Genomic DNA, 21413 nt, shown 5'->3' on the forward strand with positions numbered 1-21413 from the left:
GACTATCTAAGTACTAAGGTTTTGATGACCTCTTTCCCTAAATGTTCATTGAGGTTTGCTATGATCTTGCTACGACCATAGGAAAGTTCCTGTCTTAATACAGAGGATGATAGGTCTATGAATAATTTTTCTTCAGATAGCTTGATGCCCGTCGTGTATGTCATGACTCCAGGGCCCATAACTTCCTTCCATGCGGCATCCACGTCCACTTTTAAAAAACCTTTGGATAGTTTGTTTTGCGACTTGAAATCTTTCAAGACGTCGCTCATACTCACAAATTCCTCTTTTTTATTGTTCCGCATCGGGTTGGTAGGCTTTATAGTAATATACGGTTCCATCTTCATGAACCAGTTCCATTTCGTCTTTGGTAGCTTTTCTTAGTATTTGTGAATAAGCTTGTTCACCGCTGGCAAAGTTGAGGACTACTTGATTTTCATTGTCCACCCATTCAAACTTTACAGCATCGCCATAAGAAATAAAGGTGCCGTCATAAGTAGGGCTTACTCGACTCTTAGTGCCGCTATTGCCATTCACTTCAAAAAAATCCATGTGATTGGTAAACGGGAATTCCTTCTGGCTGCCATCTGGCTTCTCAACTAGATCAATATTCCAGTAGCCGTTAAGGTTTTTTATTTTTTCACTGTTGCTATCATTAGCGCAACTTACCAGCAAAACCGTAAAAACTGCAAGGATTAAATTCTTCATAACTCAAACATTTTATAGGACTGATTCACATTCTTTATAACAGCTTCAGTACGCTCGCTGTTTGTATCGCTTATGAATAGTTGCCCAAATTGTTCATCATTGACCATTTCAATCAATTGCGATACGCGACTCTCATCCAGCTTATCAAAAATATCATCCAGCAATAAAATGGGAACGGTCCCGCTTTCACTTTTTATGAACTCAAATTGAGCCAATTTCAAAGCGGTCAAAAAGCTCTTTTGTTGTCCTTGACTACCATATTTTTTTACGGGATAATCATCTAAAGAAAACAACAGATCGTCCTTGTGAATACCTACGGTGCTGTATTGAATCTGCAAATCCTTTTGCTGGGCATCTTTAAAAACCGTAGTAGGGTCGGCATCAAGAAAATCAGACTTGTAATAAATGTCCACCTTTTCATCTGCCTTTCTGGAAATCTTTGCATAAAAATCCTTAAAAATAGGAGTGAAGCGTTCTAAAAATTCCACCCTGCACTTATGGATATATGCGCCCAGCGCTACCATTTGTTCATCATAAACGGCAAGTGCATCGCTATCAAACTTACGGTTTGCCGCAAAGTACTTGAGCAAGGCATTGCGCTGCGATAACAACTTGTTGTAGTTGATAAGTCGCTCCAGATATTTTTGATTGTCCAGTGAGAGAACGCCATCTAGAAATTTACGTCTGGTCTCACTGCCTTCTATGATAAGGTCGCGATCTGCTGGTGATATGATGACCAGTGGCAGCAAGCCTATGTGGTCACTAATCTTTTCATAGACCTTACCATTACGCTTTGCAATTCGCTTATTACCACGTTTGGCGCTTATCACGACATTCTCTTCTCGATCATCCTTTTCAAACCTCCCATTAATGACAAAAAAATCAGTTTCATGTTTGATGTTTTGAATCGTGATAGGATTGAAATAGCTTTTGGCAAAGGCAAGATGGTAGATTGCGTCCAGCACGTTGGTTTTTCCTACGCCATTATTACCCACAAAGCAGTTGATTTTTTCATCCATCTCAAAATCAGCGCTGTCAAAACTTTTGTAGTTGACCAGACTTAAGGATTTGAGATGCATATGATTTGTGTTGTAATTATTTGAAAAACAAAAGGTTGTGGTGAGTTCGCTTTCGCGAAAGCGAAATAAAAATTTCAACCTCGACGCGACGTCAAATTTAAGGATTGCCTTCTAGAAGAATAAGTAACAACGCGTTTTTTAATACCGATAAAAATTATATTTTTGCGCGTTCAATAAATTTGATAATGGCCACATACAATAAAAGAGGTTACAAGCCTAAAACGCAGAAGGAGAAAGAAGTAATTGAAGAGCAAGAGTCGACAACGGCTGAGATTTTTGAAACACTTGATGAAGGCGCAGGCAAAACCGAAGAATGGGTTGCCAAGAATCAAAACGTTATTCTTTATACTGTTATTGCCATCGCGGTAATCGCTGCGGCCATATGGGCGTACACAGCTTTCATTCTAGGCCCAAAAGCTGAAGAAGCTCTCGAAGAATCCACTCAAGCATTCAGTTTTTATGAGCAAGCAGTTAACGCAACAGGCGAGGAGCAAGATTCTCTTTACAACCTAGCCTTAGAAGGTGGTGAAGGTAAATACGGACTTATCAAACTTGCCGAAAACTATAGCGGTACAGATGCTGGAAATATTGCCAACTATCAAGCAGGTATGGCTTACCTTAATTTAGGTGGTACCAACTATCAAAATGCGATTGATTACCTAACTGCTTATGATGGCGATGGATCGATCATGGAAGCATACGCAAAAGCTGGTATAGGTGATGCACTTATGCAAGTTGATCAAGCTGCAGATGCCATCAAATATTACAATGAGGCAGCAGATATTGTTCCTAATGAATTTACCACGCCTAAATATCTTTTAAAAGGTGCTCAAGCGGCGCTTTTAACTGGAGATAACAGCACGGCCATTAAGAATCTTGAGCGAATTGAAGAAGAGTATGAAACTACTCCAGAAGCACAAACCGCTAAAATTCTTTTAGGTCAGGCTCAAGCAGCTTCTAACTAGATCATGGCTACTGCCGGTAAGGATTTATCCCATTACGATAAGTGCAAATTACCCGACGCATCAAAAATGCGTATAGGTATCGTTGTGTCTGAATGGAACGACGACATTACAGAGAACCTATACAAAGGCGCTCTGGATACACTACTGGATTGTGGTATGCATAAAGATGCCATCTATAGGTACGATGTTCCAGGATCGTTTGAATTGATATACGGTTGCAGGAAGATGCAGGAATCCACTTTTAGCGTTCCTGGTAAAAGACAAAAGCGCGTTTTAGATGCAGTAATTGCGATAGGTAGCGTGATACGTGGTGAGACGGCTCATTTTGATTTTGTTTGTCAAGGCGTTACCAGCGGTATCAAAGACTTGAACCTAAACAAGACTAGAATTCCAGTGATATTCTGTGTGTTAACAGATGATACTCACGCTCAATCTGTAGCTCGTAGCGGTGGTATTCATGGAAATAAAGGTTCTGAAGCAGCGATAGCTGCAATCAAGATGGCTGCCTTGAAGGCAAGCTAATAATTAGATTTCTCCAACTTTTCTTTATCCATTATTGCTTTTTTGGCGCATGGCATTCCAGCGCAACAGTTGATAGATTCCTAATACGATCAAAAGAATGGACAGAACTACCTGATAGGTGGCCATACTCTCATCACCGTTGAAAAAATCATAAGTTTTCCAAGAACCTATCCCTACAAAAGCGATCGCCAATAATAGATTGTAATTTGATTTTGAATCGGCCATTAATCTTCTGGATTTTCTGACTTTTGGGTGAGCACGCTGTATGCAACAAATAATCCATACAAGATCACTGCTGCAGTGATCACTAGTTGCCAGGTGGCCAGAGTCGCTCTTCCTGAAAAGTGAATGAACAATCTGTAGCTTCCAAAACCAATCATGATCAATGCGAAAATACCGCCCAGTAATGGGTTGCGCCTGCGTGCTGCCATAGTTTATTATTAGATGGACAAGATAAAAAAAACGTCTCTGTAAAGAGACGTTTCCAACATTAATCTACTATTATAAAGAAAGCAATTATGCGTTAAAGTATTTACTGTTCCAGATGGCTGTATTGAAATTCTTACCTGCGGCAAATGAATAATACAGTACCATACTAGCAATGGACTTGAATGTAAAAAAGAAAATGAGCACAAACTGTACGCCACTGGTGTCCTTGGAGAAGATCCCATTCGGAACCGCGTAGGCAGCTAACAAACTAACCAGTAAGGTGCAAATAATCAAGTTCTCCAAAGATTTGAAAGGCCATGCCCATGCTCTTCTAAAAGCATTTAAATCATTTCCCCATTTGTGAATCAAATAAAAGTAACCGTTACCTATAGGAGCAAACAATAAAGGATCGTCTGCATTCTCCAGTTTAAACATTTTGGATGGCGCCACGATTTTGAAACCTCTTAAGGTTGTATCGTGCTCTTTTTCTAATCTTTTGATTTTGTTGAGCGCTTCCTGCGGTATCTCGTTTTTAAAATATCGAGTATCTAGAAACCGCAATCTATAATTCACACATATGTCACGTATCTGATCTACGTGATAAATTTTATCACTGTCTAATAAATCAAAATCAAACGAGTTGCGAGGTGTTGGCTTTTGCGGGCTTTTCATCCTGGCAATGATGGCATCTTCCACAAGGTCATCTTGTTTCAGAATTTCCCTTACTTGATCTAGGATATCTGATTCCTTGATCGTTTTATTACGGGATTGCTGTAATTTTTGCTCAATGTTAGTCCTGCGCAGCATATAGAAATTTATTAAGTATGAAAGTTAGAAATTAAGCTTGTAAAATCCTAGCTTCCTTCTTTAGGTCGTAGAGGACCTTTAAAACTATCAACAACTGCGTAAGAATTATTTTAAACGCACGGTATCAGCGAACTATGGCACCTGACTGTTTTTCCAGCTGACTCTGAACCTTATCCATTACTTTGTCAATTTGCTTATCTGTCAAGGTCTTCTCAAGGTCCTGCAATTTGAAGCTCAATGCATAGGACTTTTTGCCTTCTGGCAATTCCTTGCCTTCATACACATCAAATAGATCTACGGACTTCAGCAATTTACGCTCTGCTTGAAATGCAACTGTTTGTAGTTCTTTAAAGGTAGTTTTATCGTCGACAAGTAAAGCCAGGTCTCGATTGACTACAGGTGATTTTGCAATTTCCTGAATGGATTTATGGTCTTTACTTACCAATTTCAAAACCTCACTCCAATAAACATTAGCATAAAATACAGGCTCATCGATACCAAAAGTTCTAGCGATCTTCTTTTTAACCAATCCGATATCTACCAACTTACTTCCAGAACTTAAGGCTAGCCCTTCACTTAAAAAGTCCATCTTAGTATCCTTCTCGTTGATAGTGTCAATTCCCAATCTCTTTAAAATTGAAATGACAGCACCCTTAAGAAAGAAGAAATCTGCTTTTACATTGCTGGAGTTCCAGGAGTTGGGCTGTACATTACCTACGGTTAGGATGGATAAATGTTTTTGCTCTGTATAGCTGCGTTCCTTGAACTGGTGATAGCTGTTACCAAATTCAAAGAATTTAAGATTGTTCTGTTTTCTATTGAGATTATACGCGATAGATTCCAATCCGCCATAAAGCAAACTCTGGCGCATCACCGATAAGTCATTACTTAACGGATTCAATATTTTAACCTCATTCTTTACTGAAATCTGCTCCGTAAGTTCGTGATATTTAGCAGCTGTTAAGCTGTTCGCCATCATCTCGATAAAGCCTTGGCCTATTAACTGTTGAGCTACAATATTCTCAATTTTAAAACTGTCCAGTCTCGAACTCGGCGCTATGGAAGCATTGAGTTTGGAAGACGTTTCAATGCGATCATATCCATAAACACGTAAGATTTCCTCAATGACATCTACGGGACGGCTTACATCATTGCGGTATGCTGGAATGCTTAGCCCTAGGCCTGTTTCCGTAACATTTTTTACATTGATGTCAAGAGTTCTTAGAATCTCTTTGATTTCTGCACGGTCAATTTCTTGTCCTATAAGTGAGTCGATTTTTGCAAAGGGCAAGAAGACTTCATAGTCCTCGATCTTATTGGGATATAGGTCTGTAATATCACTGGTAATTTCGCCACCAGCAATTTCTTTGATTAAGATCGCTGCACGTTTCAGTGCATCTTCAGTAATGTTGGGGTCGATGCCTCTCTCAAATCTAAAGGACGCATCTGTATTGAACCCATGTCGTTTTGCCGTTTTGCGGATGCTTACTGGATTGAAATAAGCACTTTCCAAAAATATGCTAGTGGTTCCGTCTGTGACTCCGCTGTTTTGACCACCATAAACTCCAGCGATACATAAAGGCTTTTCGGTATCGCAAATCATGAGATCTTCCTCGTGCAACTCATGGACGATACCATCCAGCGTGGTAAACGGTGTACCAGCAGGTAAGGTTTGAACGATGACCTTATTTCCTTCAATTTTAGTCGCATCAAAGGCATGAAGCGGTTGTCCCAATTCGTGCATCACATAATTGGTGATATCTACCACATTGTTCTTTGGTGCAATGCCTATGGCTTTCAATCGATTTTGTAGCCAGTCGGGTGATGCTTCTATTTTCAATCCATTGATGGATACACCACAATATCTAGGAGCCAAATCATTATTGACCACTTCTATATCAAATCTATTGGCGCGAGAATCTACGTGAAAACTGCTTAGCGATGGTGTTATAAAAGCTGGTGCATCTTCATGAACTGCAAGGCCTGCTCTTAAATCTCTGGCGACACCCATATGGGACATCGCATCTGCGCGATTAGGTGTGAGACCTATTTCAATGACATGGTCGCTTTCAATTTCAAAAACATCTGCAAGTGGTGTTCCCACTTCTAGATCATCATCCAGTACCATGATTCCTGCGTGAGATGTTCCTAGACCCAACTCATCCTCGGCACAGATCATTCCATGACTTTCCTCGCCGCGTATCTTTCCTTTTTTGATTTTCCAGGCTTCACCTTTAGCATCATAAAGAGTCGTTCCCACAGTCGCTACAGGAACTTTTTGACCAGCAGCAACGTTTGACGCGCCACAAACGATCTGTACCACTTCGTTACCTATGTCAACTTTGGTAAGATTAAGTTTGTCGGCATTGGAATGTTTTACACATTCCAGAATGTGACCTACAACAACACCTTTCAGGCCGCCCTTGACACTTTCAAATGGCGTTACACCTTCTACTTCAAGACCTAGTGAGGTGAGTAGTGCCGTGTGTTTGTCAAGATCATCTGCTACATTGATGAACTGTTTGAGCCAGTTGTAGGAAATTTTCATATAGGGTCGATTAAGAGGGCAAAGATAGTGGTAAGCACGCTTTCGCGAAAGCGGAAATCCTACAAACCACCTGCTATGATGTTAGTATAGTATAGGGTTCAAGAAGAGTGTAATTAATATTCCCAGCGTCTCATTTTATTGAGATCTTCCATGTCTTTGAGGGCTTCTTCTGGGATCACTTTTAAGAAAGAAGGATGTTGCTCAATGGCAAACTCCAGTTGCTCGACAATCTTTTCTACGCTGTCATTTTCATAATCAATCTCTAGGGGCGCCTTGATCTCCATCGATTGTAGAATGTTGCGTTTCTTGATGCGCAGGCCTTTCTTGTCAAAACTACGACGGAAACCATCGATGACAATAGGCACCACGATGGGTTTGTATTGTTTTATAATGTGAGCCGTTCCCTTGCGTATAGGTTTGAAGGGTTTTGTAGTTCCCTGTGGGAAGGTGATGACCCATCCATCATCCAGTGCCACGCCTATGTTTTTGGTATCGTCTGGATTGACTGCTCTCGATACTTCCTCACCTTTAGCGCGCCAGGTGCGCTCTACAGTGATAGCACCGGCATAGGCCAGGATCTTGGGCAACAAACCACTTTGCATGGTTTCTTTTGCGGCGACGTAGTATACGTTGAGTTTAGGTTTCCACAGGTAGCCTACATTTTTGATACTGTCATTACGACCAGATAGGGACGCATTAAAGACATGAAACATGCTCACGACATCTGCAAAATAGGTCTGGTGATTAGATACAAATAATACGCCTTGTGGTGGTAAATCCTTAATGATCTCGCTACCATCAATCTGCAATTCATTAAAGCCACGATAGCGTCTATGGGATAACACACCTAAAATGCGAATTAACCAAAGCTTCAAAAAAAGTATATGACCAAAAGGATTTTTTTTAAATAATCCCATGAAGTATTTCAAATTTGAACGAAAGAGCAAGATACAAAATCACACCATTATCAGTTGTTAAATTCAGCTGGCGGGAATTTTGAATCTCAGTGATCCATCGCTAGCGTGAACAGGCTTTTGAACTCGTTGAGCATCATGGCGGTAGCACCCCAAACAATATGATCCTTCAATAAGAAACAAGGCACATCGACATTGGCCATGTAGCTGGTCGACAGATTATGGGTAGAAACATTTGCTGGGTCCAGCAATTCCTGCAACGGTACTTCTATGATAGATTTCACCTCGCTGGGTTGCGGTGTGAAGGATAAATTCGCTTTCGCGAAAGCGAGAAAAGGACGAACTAGGTAGTTACTGGGCGGTATGTAAACTGGAGTACCTGCTGTGATGACTTCCTGATGGCTCATCAATATACCTACTTCTTCCTCAGTTTCTCGTAGAGCTGTGATGGCATGGGAATCGTCTTCTTCTTCTGACCGGCCACCAGGGAACGCGATCTGTCCACTGTGCTTTCCTTTGGAGATCATGCGCTCGATAAGCACGAAGTAGGGAACATCATGTTTAGGGTACACCAGCATCATGGTCGCTGCCTCCTTGGGAGTTTTTGAAGCCATCTGGGCTTTTTGTAATTCTTCCAGTCGCTCCACGGCGGCCATTTCCATCTGTGCCGTGGCACCTGGCAACGGCATTTTGGTTAATTTTGGAACTAGATCTAAAAAATCACTGAATGAATTCAAAATGGTGTTTGCTTTTACTAATAGTCATTTTCTTCTCTTGTAAAGATACTACGGACAAATCAAAACAAGATACACCTGAACCGCAGCCCGAACTTTCCAAAGAAGAAAAGGAAGAAATCACTCTTGCAGAATTTTATGCGCCGCCCATCACCGCAGATGGTGACACACTACTCAGTTTTATACCTCAAGACAGTGTCATTCCGTTTTTTACCAGATATGGTAAGAAGAATCCAGAGACTAGAGTGCGCATGAAAACAAAATTTGGCACGATTGAGATGGAGCTTTTTGAGGAAACGCCTATTTATAGAGCAAGCTTTGTGTACCTCATAAAAAACGGTTACTATGATGGTACGGTAGCGCATAGAGTGGTGCCGCGATTCATCGTTCAAGCCGGTGACAGCGATGATCCCTTTACAGCAACCATGCGCAGCAGTGCCGGTAATTATAAGTTAGCGCCACACTTTCTACCTAACGTGAAGCATGCTTATGGAACGGTAAGTAGTGCCAAGGAATGGGAAGACAACCCAGAAATGTGGCACAATCCATTTGACTTTTTTATCTCTTTAAGAGCAACAGATCACCTAGATGGCGAGCATACCATTTTTGGCCGAGTGACTTCAGGAATGGAAGTCGCAGAGAAAATTTCACAAGTAGAAACCGATGAAGGCGACTGGCCCATCGTTGATGTGTATCTTGATATGAGTGTGTATTAAATGAAACAGTGTTCAACTAATAAGTTTGAACGCTTTTACAAATGGAAAAGATTCTTTTTAGTATCTATAAACTATGGCGTTGATGTTCATCCCAGCACCTACACTGGCAAACATTACGACGTCACCTTTTTCAACTTTGTGATCTTTCATTTTACCTTTTACCACTAGATCCATTACGGTAGGAACGGTAGCTACACTACTATTACCCAATTTGTGAATGATCATAGGCATAATATGCTTAGGCATATCCATGTCGTATAACTTATAGAATCGGGTCACGATGGCCTCATCCATTTTTTCATTGGCTTGATGGATAAAAATCTTTTTCAAGTCTTTGATATCCACTCCAGACTGATCTAGTGCCGCTTTCATTCCTTCAGGAACCTTTGAAAGTGCAAAATTATAGATGCGACGCCCGTACATTTTAATGTATTGGGTCTTATTTTCCAGATTGACGTTATAAGATTTCTGATTGAAAATAAAATAAGCTTCATCTTCAGTATAAGTTGCTGTGGCTTGTCCTATGATTCCGTGATCGTCATTGCTTGGCTCTACCAAAACCGCTCCAGCACCATCAGAATAGATCATGCTGTCTCTGTCATGAGGATCGACGACTCGTGATAAGGCTTCTGCACCGATGACCAAAACTTTTTTGGCCAGTCCAGATTTAATGAACGAATCGGCTTGAGTCAAACCTAAGATCCATCCAGGACAACCAAACAAGACATCATAAGCAACGCATTTAGGATTTTTGATACCTAACTTTTGCTTCACTCTAGTACCTAAACTTGGTACCATGTCACTACTGCCGCCATCTGGTTTTACATCACCATAGTTATGAGCTACAATGATAAAATCTATGGTTTCGGGATCTGCTTTTGCATCTGCAATCGCGTTGCGAGCTGCGCTGGTAGCAATATCACTGGTGAACATTTCATTACTGATGTAACGTCTTTCTTCAATACCAGTTATAGCAACAAACTTTTCAATAATGGTGGCATTATCACTGCCAAAAGAGGTACCATCATTGTTCAGGAACTCGTGGTTCATGAACTCCTCATTCTTTCTCACCACATCAGGAATATAACTTCCTACACCAGTAATTTTAGCTCTCATAAAGATGATATAATCTGTAAAAAAAGTGATAAATAATTGATAATCCTATTTCTAGACCAATTTTTCTATGCGTGCATAATAAAAAACACCAGCGATTGATTAATCGCTGGTGATGGTTTCACTATAAATATTCTTCCATAGGGGCACAAGTACACATCAAATTACGATCGCCATAGGCGTCGTCTGCACGACGAACTGATGGCCAAAATTTGTTGAGCGCTACCCATTCCAATGGATATGCAGCCTGCTCTCTAGTGTACGGGAAATCCCAATCATTTGAAGTAAGCATCATCATGGTATGAGGTGCATTCTTAAGAAGGTTGTTGGGTTCATCCTTATCACATTCTGCTATCTCTTTTCTTATCGAGATCATAGCATCGCAAAAACGATCTATTTCGGCTTTGCTTTCTGATTCTGTCGGCTCGATCATCATGGTTCCTGCAACTGGGAAAGAAACGGTAGGAGCGTGGAATCCATAATCCATTAATCGTTTTGCGATATCCACAACTTCAATTCCATGATCTTTAAACGGACGGCAGTCAATAATCATCTCGTGGGCAGCGCGTCCTTGTTCTCCAGAATACAAACATTCAAAACTTCCTTTAAGACGTTCTTTGATGTAGTTGGCGTTCACGATGGCATATTCTGTAGATCTTTTCAATCCATCAGCACCTAGCATGCAGATATATCCGTAAGAAATCAAACAAGCCAATGCACTACCAAATGGTGCTGCACTAATAGGAGTAATCGCTTGATCGCCACCAGTTGGAATAATTGGATTGGTAGGCAGAAACGGAACCAAACGCTCAGCCACACAAATAGGTCCAACGCCAGGTCCACCACCACCATGAGGTATGGCAAATGTTTTATGTAGGTTCAAGTGACAAACGTCTGCACCAATGTTTCCAGGATTGGTCAACCCAACCTGTGCATTCATATTTGCACCATCCATATATACCAGTCCACCGTTATCATGGATCAGCCGGGTAATTTCTTTGATGGCACTTTCATAAACACCATGCGTCGATGGATAGGTTACCATCAAGGCACTAAGACTGTCTCTATATTGTTCTGCTTTTTCGCGCAAATCATCCACATCGATATTACCGTTTTCTAATGCTTTAGTGACGACAACCTTCATACCGGCCATAACGGCACTCGCAGGATTGGTTCCATGTGCGCTGGATGGGATCAAACATATATTTCTGTGCGTATCGCCACGTGAAATGTGGTAGGCACGTATAGCCATAAGTCCCGCAAACTCACCTTGCGCACCAGAATTGGGCTGTAGTGAAGTACCTGCAAAACCAGTCGCTTCATTCAATTGTAGCTCAAGTTTTTTAAGCATTTCCTGATAACCAGCTGCTTGATTGATAGGTACAAACGGGTGAATATTTCCCCATTGAGGATCTGACAATGGCAACATCTCTGCTGCAGCGTTAAGCTTCATGGTACAGGATCCCAATGCGATCATCGAGTGGTTCAAGGCAAGATCCTTGCGTTCCAATCTCTTGATGTATCGCATCAATTCCGTTTCACTGTGATAGGAATTGAACACCTCGTAGGTAAGGAAGTCGGTTTGGCGACCTGTTCCTAGATTGGTTTCATCCAACAATTCTGTAATCGGTTCTACTGTTTTGTTTACCGCTTTCGCGAAAGCGGAAACTATATCATTCAGATCTGCAAGTGACGTGGTCTCATTGATGGAAACCTGCACGGTGTCTGCATCTGGATAATAGAAGTTGATTTCTTTTTCTAGCGCAGCTTCTCGCACTGGAGCCGATGAAGTCTTGAAAGAAAGCGTGTCAAAATAATTCTCGTTAGTCTGGTAGATGCCCAGTTTTTCAACTGCATCTGCAAGAGTTGCGGCATGTCTGTGGACTTTTCCAGCGATGTATTTCAATCCTCTTGGCCCATGATATACAGCATACATTCCAGCCATTACGGCTAGTAGTACTTGAGCGGTACAAATATTTGAGGTCGCTTTGTCGCGTTTGATGTGCTGTTCTCTGGTTTGCAATGCCATGCGCAGCGCACGCTTGCCATCCATATCTTTTGTCACACCTATGATACGTCCTGGAATCTGTCTCTTGAATTCTTCTCTGGTAGCAAAAAATGCCGCGTGAGGACCGCCGTATCCTAGCGGTATACCGAAGCGTTGCGTAGTTCCCACAACTACATCTGCGCCCCAATTTCCTGGAGCTTCCAGCAATACCAATGATAGGATATCTGCGGCCACAGCTATGCGAATGCCTTTATCAGAGCACTCTTTTGCGAAAGCGGTATAATCCACCACATTACCACTAGCACCTGGATACTGAAGTAGGATAGCGTAATAAGAATCGTTAAGATCCATTTCTTTAGGATTGCCTTCTATCAATTCAATCCCAAGCGGAATAGCACGGGTTTTCAACAACTCCTTAGTTTGTGGCAACACATCTTGATCCACAAAAAACTTGACGTGGTTGTTTTTCTTTTGATCGCGATCACGAACCGAAAGTAACAGAGTCATTGCCTCGGCAGCCGCTGTAGATTCATCCAGTAGGGAGGCATTTGCCAGCTCCATGCCAGTAAGATCGGTCACCATGGTCTGGTAGTTCAATAGCGCTTCCAGACGACCTTGAGCAATCTCTGCCTGGTAAGGCGTGTAAGCCGTATACCAGCCCGGATTTTCAAGAATATTTCTTTGAATCACCGCTGGAGTTATACCAGCATTGTAACCTAGACCTATGTAGGATCTATATTGTTTGTTTTTATTCCCTAAAGTGTTGATATGGGACAAAAATTCATACTCACTCATCGCGTCATCCAGCTGCAATTCCTTCTGGAGCCTGATGCCTGCTGGTATGGTTTCATGGATTAACTGATCAATATCTTCTACACCTATTTTTTCCAGCATTTCTGGAAGGTCTGAGCGGCGTGGTCCAATGTGTCTGAGTGCAAAGCGGTCTGTATTCATAGTACTTAGGTGGTCTATTTTAAGAGAACACAAAAGTAGTCGATTAAGCCATGGAAACTAACAGCTTGACGTGGTCTGAATCAATGATTTTTCAACGGTTTATGGCAAGTTGTTAACGATCCCTACTACCTTTGATTAAATGATAGCGGCAAAACATTTTTTGGACTTTTATATCAAGAGCAGCTTGCATGTAAGCTTGTGCTATATGGCCTTTTATGCGGTAGTATCTGCGCATGCTGGGTTCACGCCTGGTTGGATGGAGCTCACCGCTATAGGTACAGCAACTTTAGTAGGTTACAATGTTGCCAAATACATCCATTTGCTTAACGTGAAGTTTCCATACCACTATGCTATAAAATTATTGACTTTTTTATGCGCTTTGGTAGCGAGTATCACGGTAATTGAGTTAGGAATGCGCGCTTTTGCTCTTTTTGCCTTTTGTACGATACTCACCAGTTTGTATGCATTACCTGAATTGCTGGGAAAAAGCTTCCGAGAAATACCGATTTTGAAATTGATTACCATCGGTGCTTCATGGTCTATTCTAGCGGTTCTTTTGCCTTATGTCATTAAAACCGATTCTATGGAAGAATTATTAATCGTGATCAAAAACGAGGGAATTTATGGAAGACTCATCCAGTACTCACTTTTTGTGATAGCCCTGTGTATCCCTTTTGAGATAAGAGATCTTAAATACGACTCACCTAAACTGCGCACATTGCCACAGCTGGTAGGGTCTCAAAATTCTGAAATTATTGGACTGATGCTTATCGCCATATGTGCCCTGCTAGAATATTTGATGACACCAGGATTCAATATCCAAAGCATCATCACATATATCATTCTAGGCATAACGGCCATGGCAATTATAGGCTCTGATAAAGTTAAATCTGATTATTATGCCAGTTTTTTTGTAGAAGCAATACCGGCGTTGTGGTTGTTACTGGTTTTAATAAACAGTAACTAGTTATTGACGTGCTCTTTTAAGCGCTCCTTGATCGATTGTTTTTGCTCATCAGACAATTTGACCCATTTCAAGTTTTTCATTTTACTGGAAAACTTATCGTTGTTTTTGTGAAACTTACGACATCCAGGACAATGGCTTTTGTGCAAATTAAGACGGAATCTTTCCTTAGGGTTAAGATCCTTATACTGGTCACGAGTACTAAGCACGTGCGCGTCTTCACATTTTATAAATATCCTGCTACTCATTTAGTTATCATCATTAAACCACTTGTCCTTAAGACAATCCATTAACTGTACTCTTGCGCGGTGCAATATTACCCATAAATTTGACGGCGTGATATCATGTTCCTTACAGATCGTTTCTGTTTCCAGATTATCGATAGATTTCTGGACAAATATCGTGGCATAACGTTCTGGTAGTGAATCGATGCACGCATTAAGCGCCTCGCCCAGTTCGCGTTGTTCAATTTCATCTTCTACTGTAGGATTGCGCATATCACCTACACGTTCTTCCAGCCAGTCGCCTTCTTGATCGCTTGTGGCAAGATAGCTCACTCGTACTTCGGCTTTTCCTTTCTTGCTGTTTTGCTTTCTATATTGATCAATAATCTTGCGCTTGAGAATGGAAACCAACCAGGTGCGTTCTGTACTGTTACCTTGGAATCGGTGTGCGCTTTTTAAACCAGCCAGAAAAGTTTCAGACACCAGATCTTCGGCAAGAGCAGCATCGTTTACTCTGGTAATGGTATAATTGAATAAGTAGTCCGCGTAGCGATCTACCCATTTATCTGGAACTAATTTTACTTCTGGCATCTTTATCTATTCAGAATTCAAAGTCATGAATTCAGATTTATTTCAATTCGTCAAACCTACCTTCTGGAGAGAAACGCTTGATATATTCCCAAAGTTAAGCCTCAAAAGCTCTCTAGGCACTATATGGACTCTTAACAAAATCAAAAACCAATCGTTAATCCGAACTTATTTCAATTATCACGCTACCAATCCAGCTCTTTTAAGCAAAGCGTCTATTTTAGGTTCGCTTCCGCGAAAGCGGGTATACAACAACATTGGGTTCTCTGTTCCACCTTTTGATAAAACGTTCTCCTTAAAGCTAGAGGCAATTTCCCTATTGAAAATACCTCTTTCCTTGAACAGTTCAAAAGCATCTGCATCGAGAACTTCTGCCCATTTATAGGAGTAATATCCAGCGCTGTAACCACCTTGAAAAATGTGGGCAAAAGCGGTACTCATACAGCTACTTTCCACATCTGGATATAAATCTGTCTGGTCAAAAGTTTTCATTTCATGAAGTTTTACATCATCAATCTCACGTGGATCGATACCATGCCAACTCATGTCCAGCATCCCAAAGGATAGCTGTCGCAGCGTTTGCAACCCTTGATGGAAACTAGCTGCATTCTTTATCTTTTCAATGTACTCTGCTGGAATTACTTCGTCCGTTTCATAATGACGGGCAAAAAGTTCTAGCGCTTCTTTCTCATAACACCAGTTCTCAAGAATCTGACTGGGCAGTTCCACAAAATCCCAAAATACTGATGTGCCCGATAGGCTGCGGTAAGTGGTATTTGCAAGCATGCCGTGCAGCGCATGTCCAAATTCATGAAAAAGTGTGGTCACCTCATTAAAGGTGAGTAACGATGGTTTAGTAGCAGTAGGCTTAGTGAAATTACAAACGATGGAAATGTGTGGACGGCTGTTCACACCATTTTCAATGTATTGATCTTTGAATGAGGTCATCCAGGCGCCATTTCTTTTTCCCTTACGCGGGAAAAAATCGGCATAGAAGATAGAATTCAATGAGCCGTCTTCATTTTTGACCTCATAAGTCATCACGTCCTTGTGATAGGTGTCTATGTTATCAGTTTTGTGAAATGTCAATCCATACAGACGATTTGCCACTTCAAAGGCGCCGTCGATGACATTTTCCAATTTAAAATAGGGTTTGAGAAGTTCGTCATCAAGATTGAAGTGTGATTTCTTGAGTTTTTCAGAGAAATAGGCGGCATCCCATTTTTGCAACTCTTTAATGGGTTCCATTTGGTTATCACGCAGGTATTCAACCGCAAAATCAGTAAGTTCATCAAATTCCTTTCTTGCTGCGGGCTTGGCTTTTTTGAGTAATTCCTCAGAGAATTTGCGCACCTTTTTAGGCGTCATCGCCATGCGTTCTTCCAATACAAAGTGCGCGTGAGTTTTGTAGCCTAGCAAATTAGCTCTTTCAAATCGCAAGTTGGCTATTTCCAGCACATTCTCTTGATTGCTATGCTTACCTTGATAAGCTCTAGCTCCAAAAGCTTTGGACATCGTTTCACGCAGTTCACGGTTATCTGCATAAGTCATGAAAGGAATGTAGCTGGGATAATCCAGCGTGAATACATAACCTTCCTTGTCACGGCTTTTTGCCTCTTCTGCAGCGGCTTCTAGCGCTGTTTCTGGTAGACCGGCAAGGTCGTCCTTGTTGGTGATGTGTAATTCAAATTCTTGGGTTGCTGCGAGTACGTTCTCTCCAAAACCTAGAGAAAGTTGCGCCAGTTTTGCATCGATTTCACGCAATCGCTCTTTTTTGTTTTCGGCAAGATTGGCACCATTACGGGAAAATCGTTTGTATTGTTTTTCCAGCAAAGTCAATTGTTCTGGGTCCAGTGCTAGTTCATCGCGTTGATCATAAACGGCTTTTACCCTGGCAAACAATTCTTTATTTAAAGTCACATCGTTACCAAATTTTGAAAGCTGCGGACTCACCTCACGGGCAATTCGCTGTATTTCGTCATTGGTCTCTGCGCTGTTGAGGTTGAAAAATATAGAACTGATGCGGCTCAGTTGATCGCCGCTTCGGTCCAGTGCCTCGATGGTATTTGCAAAGGTGGCCGGTTGACTGTTACTGGTGATGGTGTCAATTTCTGACTGTGCTAATGAGATCGCTTTCGCGAAAGCGGACTCAAAATGAGCCTCTTCAATCACGGCAAACGGTGCCGTTTGAAAAGGCGTTTCAAACGTCTGTAATAGGGGATTGTTTTCTTTACTCATGGTCGTAAAAGTACGAGCCAGAGGTCTAAGGTTTTATAGGGATTTGTTAAATACTTTCACATTTTTTGGCAATTTTAAAGGATAAAATGACCATATGCGAAAAATACTACACCTGACACCGCATGAATCCAACCTAAATAATTGATATCCTTTGTGGTAAACTGGCGATTGATAATGATGGACATGATGATATGAACGGCACCAACCGTCAAGAAATGCCACTTTACAAAGTGATGTAATTGTAATTCATAGATCAACCAGATCACCGTCAAACCTATCACGATAATCGAGCTGTATAGAAAAGGTTTACTCATAAGAACGCATCTGCGCTGCAGCGTCAGTCACCTTTTTCTTCAAAGTTTCCTTATAGTCCACAATGCGATCGCGGATTTCTTCTTGCGTAGCGCCTAAGATTTGGGCCGCTAGAATACCTGCGTTTTTGGCACCGTTAAGCGCTACGGTCGCGACGGGAACGCCGCCAGGCATTTGCAAAATGGAAAGAACACTATCCCAACCATCTATGGAGTTACTAGACTTAACAGGAACACCTATGACTGGTAATGGAGACAGGCTGGCCACCATTCCAGGCAAGTGTGCTGCACCGCCAGCACCTGCGATGATAACGGCAATGCCGCGATTGTGGGCATTTTTACCAAAATCAAACATTTTTTCTGGCGTGCGATGGGCACTGACCACATCGACAACCGTTTCTATCTGTAACTCTTTAAGGACGTCAATGGCGTCCTGCATCACTGGCAGGTCGCTCGTTGATCCCATGATAATGGCAACTTTCTGATTCATATGACAAAAATAGTATTTTACTAGGTTACCACAGCAGATTTGAGCTCGCCCCAAGTTAAGGCAGATTAACATTGTGCCAACAGTGTATGGAACAGTTGTGGATTAACTTTATAAAAAATATTAATAATGATCAAGAACGTAATTTTAGGAATGCTCGCCATTGCAGCAGTTTCCTGTAAATCAAATGCACAAGACAAGCCAGCGGAAGAAACCGCAATGGCGTCCAATGAACAACAGGATTATAAAGTATCCAAAACTGAGGCTCAATGGGAAGCTATATTAACTCCAGAAGAGTTTGAAGTCTTGCGTAAAGCAGGAACTGAGCGACCCTTTACTAGTCCACTAAATGATGAAACCAGTCCAGGAACCTTAATTTGTGCAGCTTGTTATGCGCCACTATATGATAATGCGCATAAATTTAAATCAGGTACAGGATGGCCTAGTTATGACCGCGCGATAGACGGTGCTATTGTTCTAGACAGTGATATGAAAATAGGGTACAAAAGAGATGAAGCTAAATGTGCTACCTGTGGTAGTCACTTAGGTCATATTTTTAATGATGGACCTCAAGAAACCACTGGAAAGAGACATTGTATCAATGGTGTGGCTTTGGATTTTGTGCCAGAAGGACAACCACTACCAGAACTTAGAAAATAATCAATAACGATGACTGAAGAAGAATATAAAAGCAAATTGACGCCAGAGCAATATCATGTTTTACGTGAGAAAGGTACTGAGCGTCCTTTTACTGGAGAATACAATACTCATTACGAAAACGGTGTTTATAGTTGTGCTGCGTGTGGTAACGAACTATATAAATCTGAAGCCAAATTTGACAGCGGTTGCGGCTGGCCATCATTTGATGATGAGATAGAAGGAGCTATTGAACGTAAACGCGATACCACTCACGGCATGATACGTACGGAAATCTTATGCGCCAACTGTGGTAGCCATTTGGGTCATGTTTTTAACGATGGACCGACAAATACTGGAATCAGACATTGTGTGAATAGCTTGAGTCTGGACTTTGAGAAGAAGTAATCAAACTAAAGCCTAAGCTGAAATCAAATTTAAAAGTCTCAATTCGTCGGGGCTTTTTTTGTTACAATTAGGAATGTTATGAATTACGTGATTCCTTTTTCCAGCGGCAGCGTTGCACTGAGTTCTTTGAAGTGTTGAGAAAAGCAATTCGTTCTGAGCATGGATTGTAATTCAAACCATATCTCGACTGTCGCTCGATACTGGTTTTTAAGCACTGACGTCCCAAATTGTTTTTAGCTAGTCGATAAATTGAATCTTTATATTTGTCTTAACCATCGCACAACAACCATCAGAACTTAAATCAAACTGTTTGAAAAACACCATATTCAATAACGACAATTCTCAAAACGTATTGAATTGTTTGATTAAAAATGGATATTATCGTGGTTCAGTAAACATTAGAAGTTTTTATTTAAAGGAGCCAAAATTCCCTTCGAATTTCATGATTGTCGGAACATCAAAAGACGAAAAATCATTCGAATTGTCAGTCAAACTCGATTGGTTATTCCCTGTTGGATCATATACTTTGTTTCTAATCTGGCTTGCGATTTCTGTTCTCATGCTAATAATTACTCATTGGCAAGGCGCTACTATTGTCTTAATATTTGGGTTTTTATCGTTAATAATTTTTAGACTTAAAGCTCGATCCATAATCAAAAAATTTACGGACGCATTCTTGGCAATGGAAAAAAGACAAGAGACCAATTACTAGCTTTGCTAAAGTTTTAGTAAGCAGGACTACTCAAACCATATCTCGACTGCCGCTCGATACTGGTTTATTAAATTTTTAATAATTCGATGATAGCCGGTTCGAGCGACAGTCGAGAACGAGCGGATATATAACTACCCATGTAATAAACCAAGGCTGAAAACTAAATCAAGAATTCCACTCTGGTAAATCTTCCATCCAGACTTTCATCTTGGTCTTTTTCTGGATGACTCGCATGTGGTGTGCTTCGTCTGGAGTGACTAGCGAGATGACCGTTCCTGGGTTTTCTGCGCGGCCGGTTCTTCCAATGCGGTGGATATAATCCTTAGGGGATCTAGGCAATTCGTAATTGATGACGTATGGTAAGAACTCTATATCAATACCACGAGAAAGCAAATCGGTAGTGACCAGGCAGCGCACCTCGCTATCAGCATCTTTGAATTCGTTGAGGTGTGATTGTCTTGTTCCTTGAGCTTTTTTACCGTGAATTGCCTTAGAAGTAATACCGTTTGTGTTGAGTTTGTCGTTGACGTGTTCTACTTGATAGGTAGAGGAGCAGAATATCAACACTTGCTGCATCTCGTGCTTCTCAATTAGATGTCTTAATAAAACTCCTTTCTTTTCTTCGGTGACTCGATATCCCAATTGTTTGATGTTGGAAAGATCCTCTTCAGGAACTTGAACATCGATGACTACTGGATTCTGAAGCAGGTTCTCTTTTATTTCTGTGACCTGATTGCAAAGTGTCGCAGAGAATAATAAGGTTTGCTTTTGTGTAGGAAGCCTATTAAAAATAAGATCCATTTCTGCTTGAAATCCAGCAGACAGCATTTTGTCTGCCTCATCCAACACAAGTATTTTAGTCTTGGCAATCTTCACCGCATTCTTCTCGATCAATTCCAATAAACGTCCTGGAGTAGCCACCAGAATGTCTACCGTATTCATCTTCATCATTTGCGGGTTGATGCTCACACCACCATAAACCGCCATCGTGATCAATGGGTTTTTCAAAGCTTTTGAAAATAAAATGATCGTCTCACTTACCTGTACGGCAAGCTCGCGAGTAGGCACCATCACCAGCGCTTGAATCTCTCTGTTTTCTGATCGCTTATTCTGTAAGCGGTCGAGTAGTGGCAGCACGTAGGCTAGAGTCTTTCCAGAACCTGTTTTGGCAATTCCCATCACGTCCTTTCCTTCCAGAATAGGCGTGATGGCCTGTTCTTGAATAGGAGTTGGACTGGCAAATTGGTTTTTCTCCAGTTGGCTTAGTAACGCACTGGAAAGCTTGAGATCTTGGAAAGTCATAATAAGGTAAAGCTGCAAAGGTACAGCCTTAAGATGCTAAACCTTTATT

23 protein-coding genes are annotated in these 21413 nt (G+C 41.3%); 6 read left to right on the top strand and 17 right to left on the bottom strand.

The window, feature by feature from the left end:
• Positions 1 to 2: 2 nt before the first annotated feature.
• Genes AAU57_RS08045 through recF form a run of 3 tightly spaced genes read right to left on the bottom strand, consistent with a single transcriptional unit; the run spans position 3 to position 1784 of the window.
• Positions 3 to 302 carry a DUF721 domain-containing protein gene (locus tag AAU57_RS08045; protein WP_055412420.1) on the bottom strand — a complete coding sequence of 100 codons (300 nt, stop codon included), beginning with the start codon at positions 300 to 302 and terminating at the stop codon, positions 3 to 5.
• Positions 289 to 705 carry a lipocalin family protein gene (locus tag AAU57_RS08050; RefSeq protein WP_055412421.1) on the bottom strand — a complete coding sequence of 139 codons (417 nt, stop codon included), beginning with the start codon at positions 703 to 705 and terminating at the stop codon, positions 289 to 291. Before AAU57_RS08050 ends, AAU57_RS08045 begins: the two co-directional genes overlap by 14 nt.
• Entirely contained in the window at positions 702 to 1784 is a 1083-nt protein-coding gene (gene recF, locus AAU57_RS08055) for a DNA replication/repair protein RecF (protein ID WP_055412422.1), read from the bottom strand. The genes AAU57_RS08050 and recF overlap by 4 nt, the downstream gene beginning before the upstream one ends.
• 185 nt (positions 1785 to 1969) lie before the next feature.
• Here recF and AAU57_RS08060 point away from each other — a divergent pair, with 185 nt between their 5' ends.
• Together AAU57_RS08060 and ribH are read left to right on the top strand one after the other, a co-directional pair.
• Positions 1970 to 2749, top strand: a complete 780-nt coding sequence (locus tag AAU57_RS08060) for a tetratricopeptide repeat protein (protein ID WP_055412423.1) — start codon at positions 1970 to 1972, stop codon at positions 2747 to 2749.
• A gap of 3 nt (positions 2750 to 2752) precedes the next feature.
• Entirely contained in the window at positions 2753 to 3271 is a 519-nt protein-coding gene (ribH, locus tag AAU57_RS08065; protein WP_055412424.1) for a 6,7-dimethyl-8-ribityllumazine synthase, read from the top strand.
• A gap of 24 nt (positions 3272 to 3295) precedes the next feature.
• Here ribH and AAU57_RS08070 read toward each other — a convergent pair whose 3' ends face one another.
• From AAU57_RS08070 to AAU57_RS08095, 6 genes are all read right to left on the bottom strand, one after another.
• Positions 3296 to 3496, bottom strand: coding sequence for a hypothetical protein (locus AAU57_RS08070; RefSeq protein WP_055412425.1), 201 nt, complete (start codon positions 3494 to 3496; stop codon positions 3296 to 3298).
• Positions 3496 to 3702: a hypothetical protein gene (locus AAU57_RS08075; protein ID WP_055412426.1), complete on the bottom strand. Its 207-nt coding sequence runs from the start codon at positions 3700 to 3702 to the stop codon at positions 3496 to 3498. The genes AAU57_RS08070 and AAU57_RS08075 overlap by 1 nt, the downstream gene beginning before the upstream one ends.
• 85 nt (positions 3703 to 3787) lie before the next feature.
• A complete protein-coding gene (locus tag AAU57_RS08080) occupies positions 3788 to 4507 on the bottom strand; it encodes a hypothetical protein (RefSeq protein ID WP_055412427.1) in 720 nt (239 codons plus the stop codon).
• 124 nt (positions 4508 to 4631) lie between these two features.
• Positions 4632 to 7055, bottom strand: coding sequence for a phenylalanine--tRNA ligase subunit beta (gene pheT, locus AAU57_RS08085; protein ID WP_055412428.1), 2424 nt, complete (start codon positions 7053 to 7055; stop codon positions 4632 to 4634).
• A gap of 113 nt (positions 7056 to 7168) precedes the next feature.
• Positions 7169 to 7972, bottom strand: coding sequence for a lysophospholipid acyltransferase family protein (locus AAU57_RS08090; protein ID WP_055412429.1), 804 nt, complete (start codon positions 7970 to 7972; stop codon positions 7169 to 7171).
• 86 nt (positions 7973 to 8058) lie between these two features.
• Complete coding sequence (locus AAU57_RS08095; RefSeq protein ID WP_197275401.1) at positions 8059 to 8658, bottom strand: NUDIX hydrolase; 600 nt, start codon at positions 8656 to 8658, stop codon at positions 8059 to 8061.
• A gap of 38 nt (positions 8659 to 8696) precedes the next feature.
• Between AAU57_RS08095 and AAU57_RS08100 the strand changes: the two genes are divergently transcribed.
• Positions 8697 to 9419 carry a peptidylprolyl isomerase gene (locus AAU57_RS08100; RefSeq protein ID WP_055412430.1) on the top strand — a complete coding sequence of 241 codons (723 nt, stop codon included), beginning with the start codon at positions 8697 to 8699 and terminating at the stop codon, positions 9417 to 9419.
• Positions 9420 to 9476: 57 nt separating this feature from the next.
• On the opposite strand, the gene AAU57_RS08105 is transcribed toward AAU57_RS08100, so the two are convergent.
• Both AAU57_RS08105 and gcvP read right to left on the bottom strand, forming a co-directional pair.
• On the bottom strand, positions 9477 to 10535 hold the full coding sequence (locus tag AAU57_RS08105) for a 3-oxoacyl-ACP synthase III family protein (RefSeq protein WP_055412431.1): 1059 nt from the start codon (positions 10533 to 10535) through the stop codon (positions 9477 to 9479).
• Positions 10536 to 10656: 121 nt separating this feature from the next.
• On the bottom strand, positions 10657 to 13494 hold the full coding sequence (gene gcvP / locus AAU57_RS08110) for an aminomethyl-transferring glycine dehydrogenase (protein WP_055412432.1): 2838 nt from the start codon (positions 13492 to 13494) through the stop codon (positions 10657 to 10659).
• A gap of 139 nt (positions 13495 to 13633) precedes the next feature.
• On the opposite strand from gcvP, the gene AAU57_RS08115 reads away from it, so the two are divergent.
• Complete coding sequence (locus AAU57_RS08115) at positions 13634 to 14461, top strand: hypothetical protein (protein WP_055412433.1); 828 nt, start codon at positions 13634 to 13636, stop codon at positions 14459 to 14461.
• Here AAU57_RS08115 and AAU57_RS08120 read toward each other — a convergent pair.
• The 5 genes from AAU57_RS08120 to purE form a co-directional block, all read right to left on the bottom strand.
• Positions 14458 to 14706, bottom strand: a complete 249-nt coding sequence (locus AAU57_RS08120; RefSeq protein WP_055412434.1) for a hypothetical protein — start codon at positions 14704 to 14706, stop codon at positions 14458 to 14460. The genes AAU57_RS08115 and AAU57_RS08120 overlap by 4 nt on opposite strands.
• Entirely contained in the window at positions 14707 to 15273 is a 567-nt protein-coding gene (locus AAU57_RS08125; RefSeq protein WP_055412435.1) for a sigma-70 family RNA polymerase sigma factor, read from the bottom strand.
• A gap of 177 nt (positions 15274 to 15450) precedes the next feature.
• Positions 15451 to 17508, bottom strand: a complete 2058-nt coding sequence (locus AAU57_RS08130; RefSeq protein WP_055412436.1) for a M3 family metallopeptidase — start codon at positions 17506 to 17508, stop codon at positions 15451 to 15453.
• A gap of 74 nt (positions 17509 to 17582) precedes the next feature.
• The gene (locus AAU57_RS08135; RefSeq protein WP_156340058.1) at positions 17583 to 17822 is read right to left on the bottom strand and encodes a hypothetical protein; all 240 of its coding nucleotides are present in this window, start codon (positions 17820 to 17822) and stop codon (positions 17583 to 17585) included.
• Positions 17815 to 18309: a 5-(carboxyamino)imidazole ribonucleotide mutase gene (gene purE / locus AAU57_RS08140; RefSeq protein WP_055412438.1), complete on the bottom strand. Its 495-nt coding sequence runs from the start codon at positions 18307 to 18309 to the stop codon at positions 17815 to 17817. The genes AAU57_RS08135 and purE overlap by 8 nt, the downstream gene beginning before the upstream one ends.
• Before the next feature lie 126 nt (positions 18310 to 18435).
• On the opposite strand from purE, the gene msrB (AAU57_RS08145) reads away from it, so the two are divergent.
• Both msrB (AAU57_RS08145) and msrB (AAU57_RS08150) read left to right on the top strand, forming a co-directional pair.
• On the top strand, positions 18436 to 18966 hold the full coding sequence (gene msrB / locus AAU57_RS08145; RefSeq protein ID WP_055412439.1) for a peptide-methionine (R)-S-oxide reductase MsrB: 531 nt from the start codon (positions 18436 to 18438) through the stop codon (positions 18964 to 18966).
• 9 nt (positions 18967 to 18975) lie between these two features.
• On the top strand, positions 18976 to 19350 hold the full coding sequence (gene msrB, locus AAU57_RS08150; RefSeq protein ID WP_055412440.1) for a peptide-methionine (R)-S-oxide reductase MsrB: 375 nt from the start codon (positions 18976 to 18978) through the stop codon (positions 19348 to 19350).
• Positions 19351 to 20227: 877 nt separating this feature from the next.
• Here the strand turns inward: msrB (AAU57_RS08150) and AAU57_RS08160 are convergent.
• Complete coding sequence (locus tag AAU57_RS08160; RefSeq protein WP_055412442.1) at positions 20228 to 21364, bottom strand: DEAD/DEAH box helicase; 1137 nt, start codon at positions 21362 to 21364, stop codon at positions 20228 to 20230.
• Between the last annotated feature and the right edge of the window lie 49 nt (positions 21365 to 21413).

The sequence above is a fragment of the Nonlabens sp. YIK11 genome, from assembly GCF_001413925.1.
GTDB lineage: Bacteria > Bacteroidota > Bacteroidia > Flavobacteriales > Flavobacteriaceae > Nonlabens.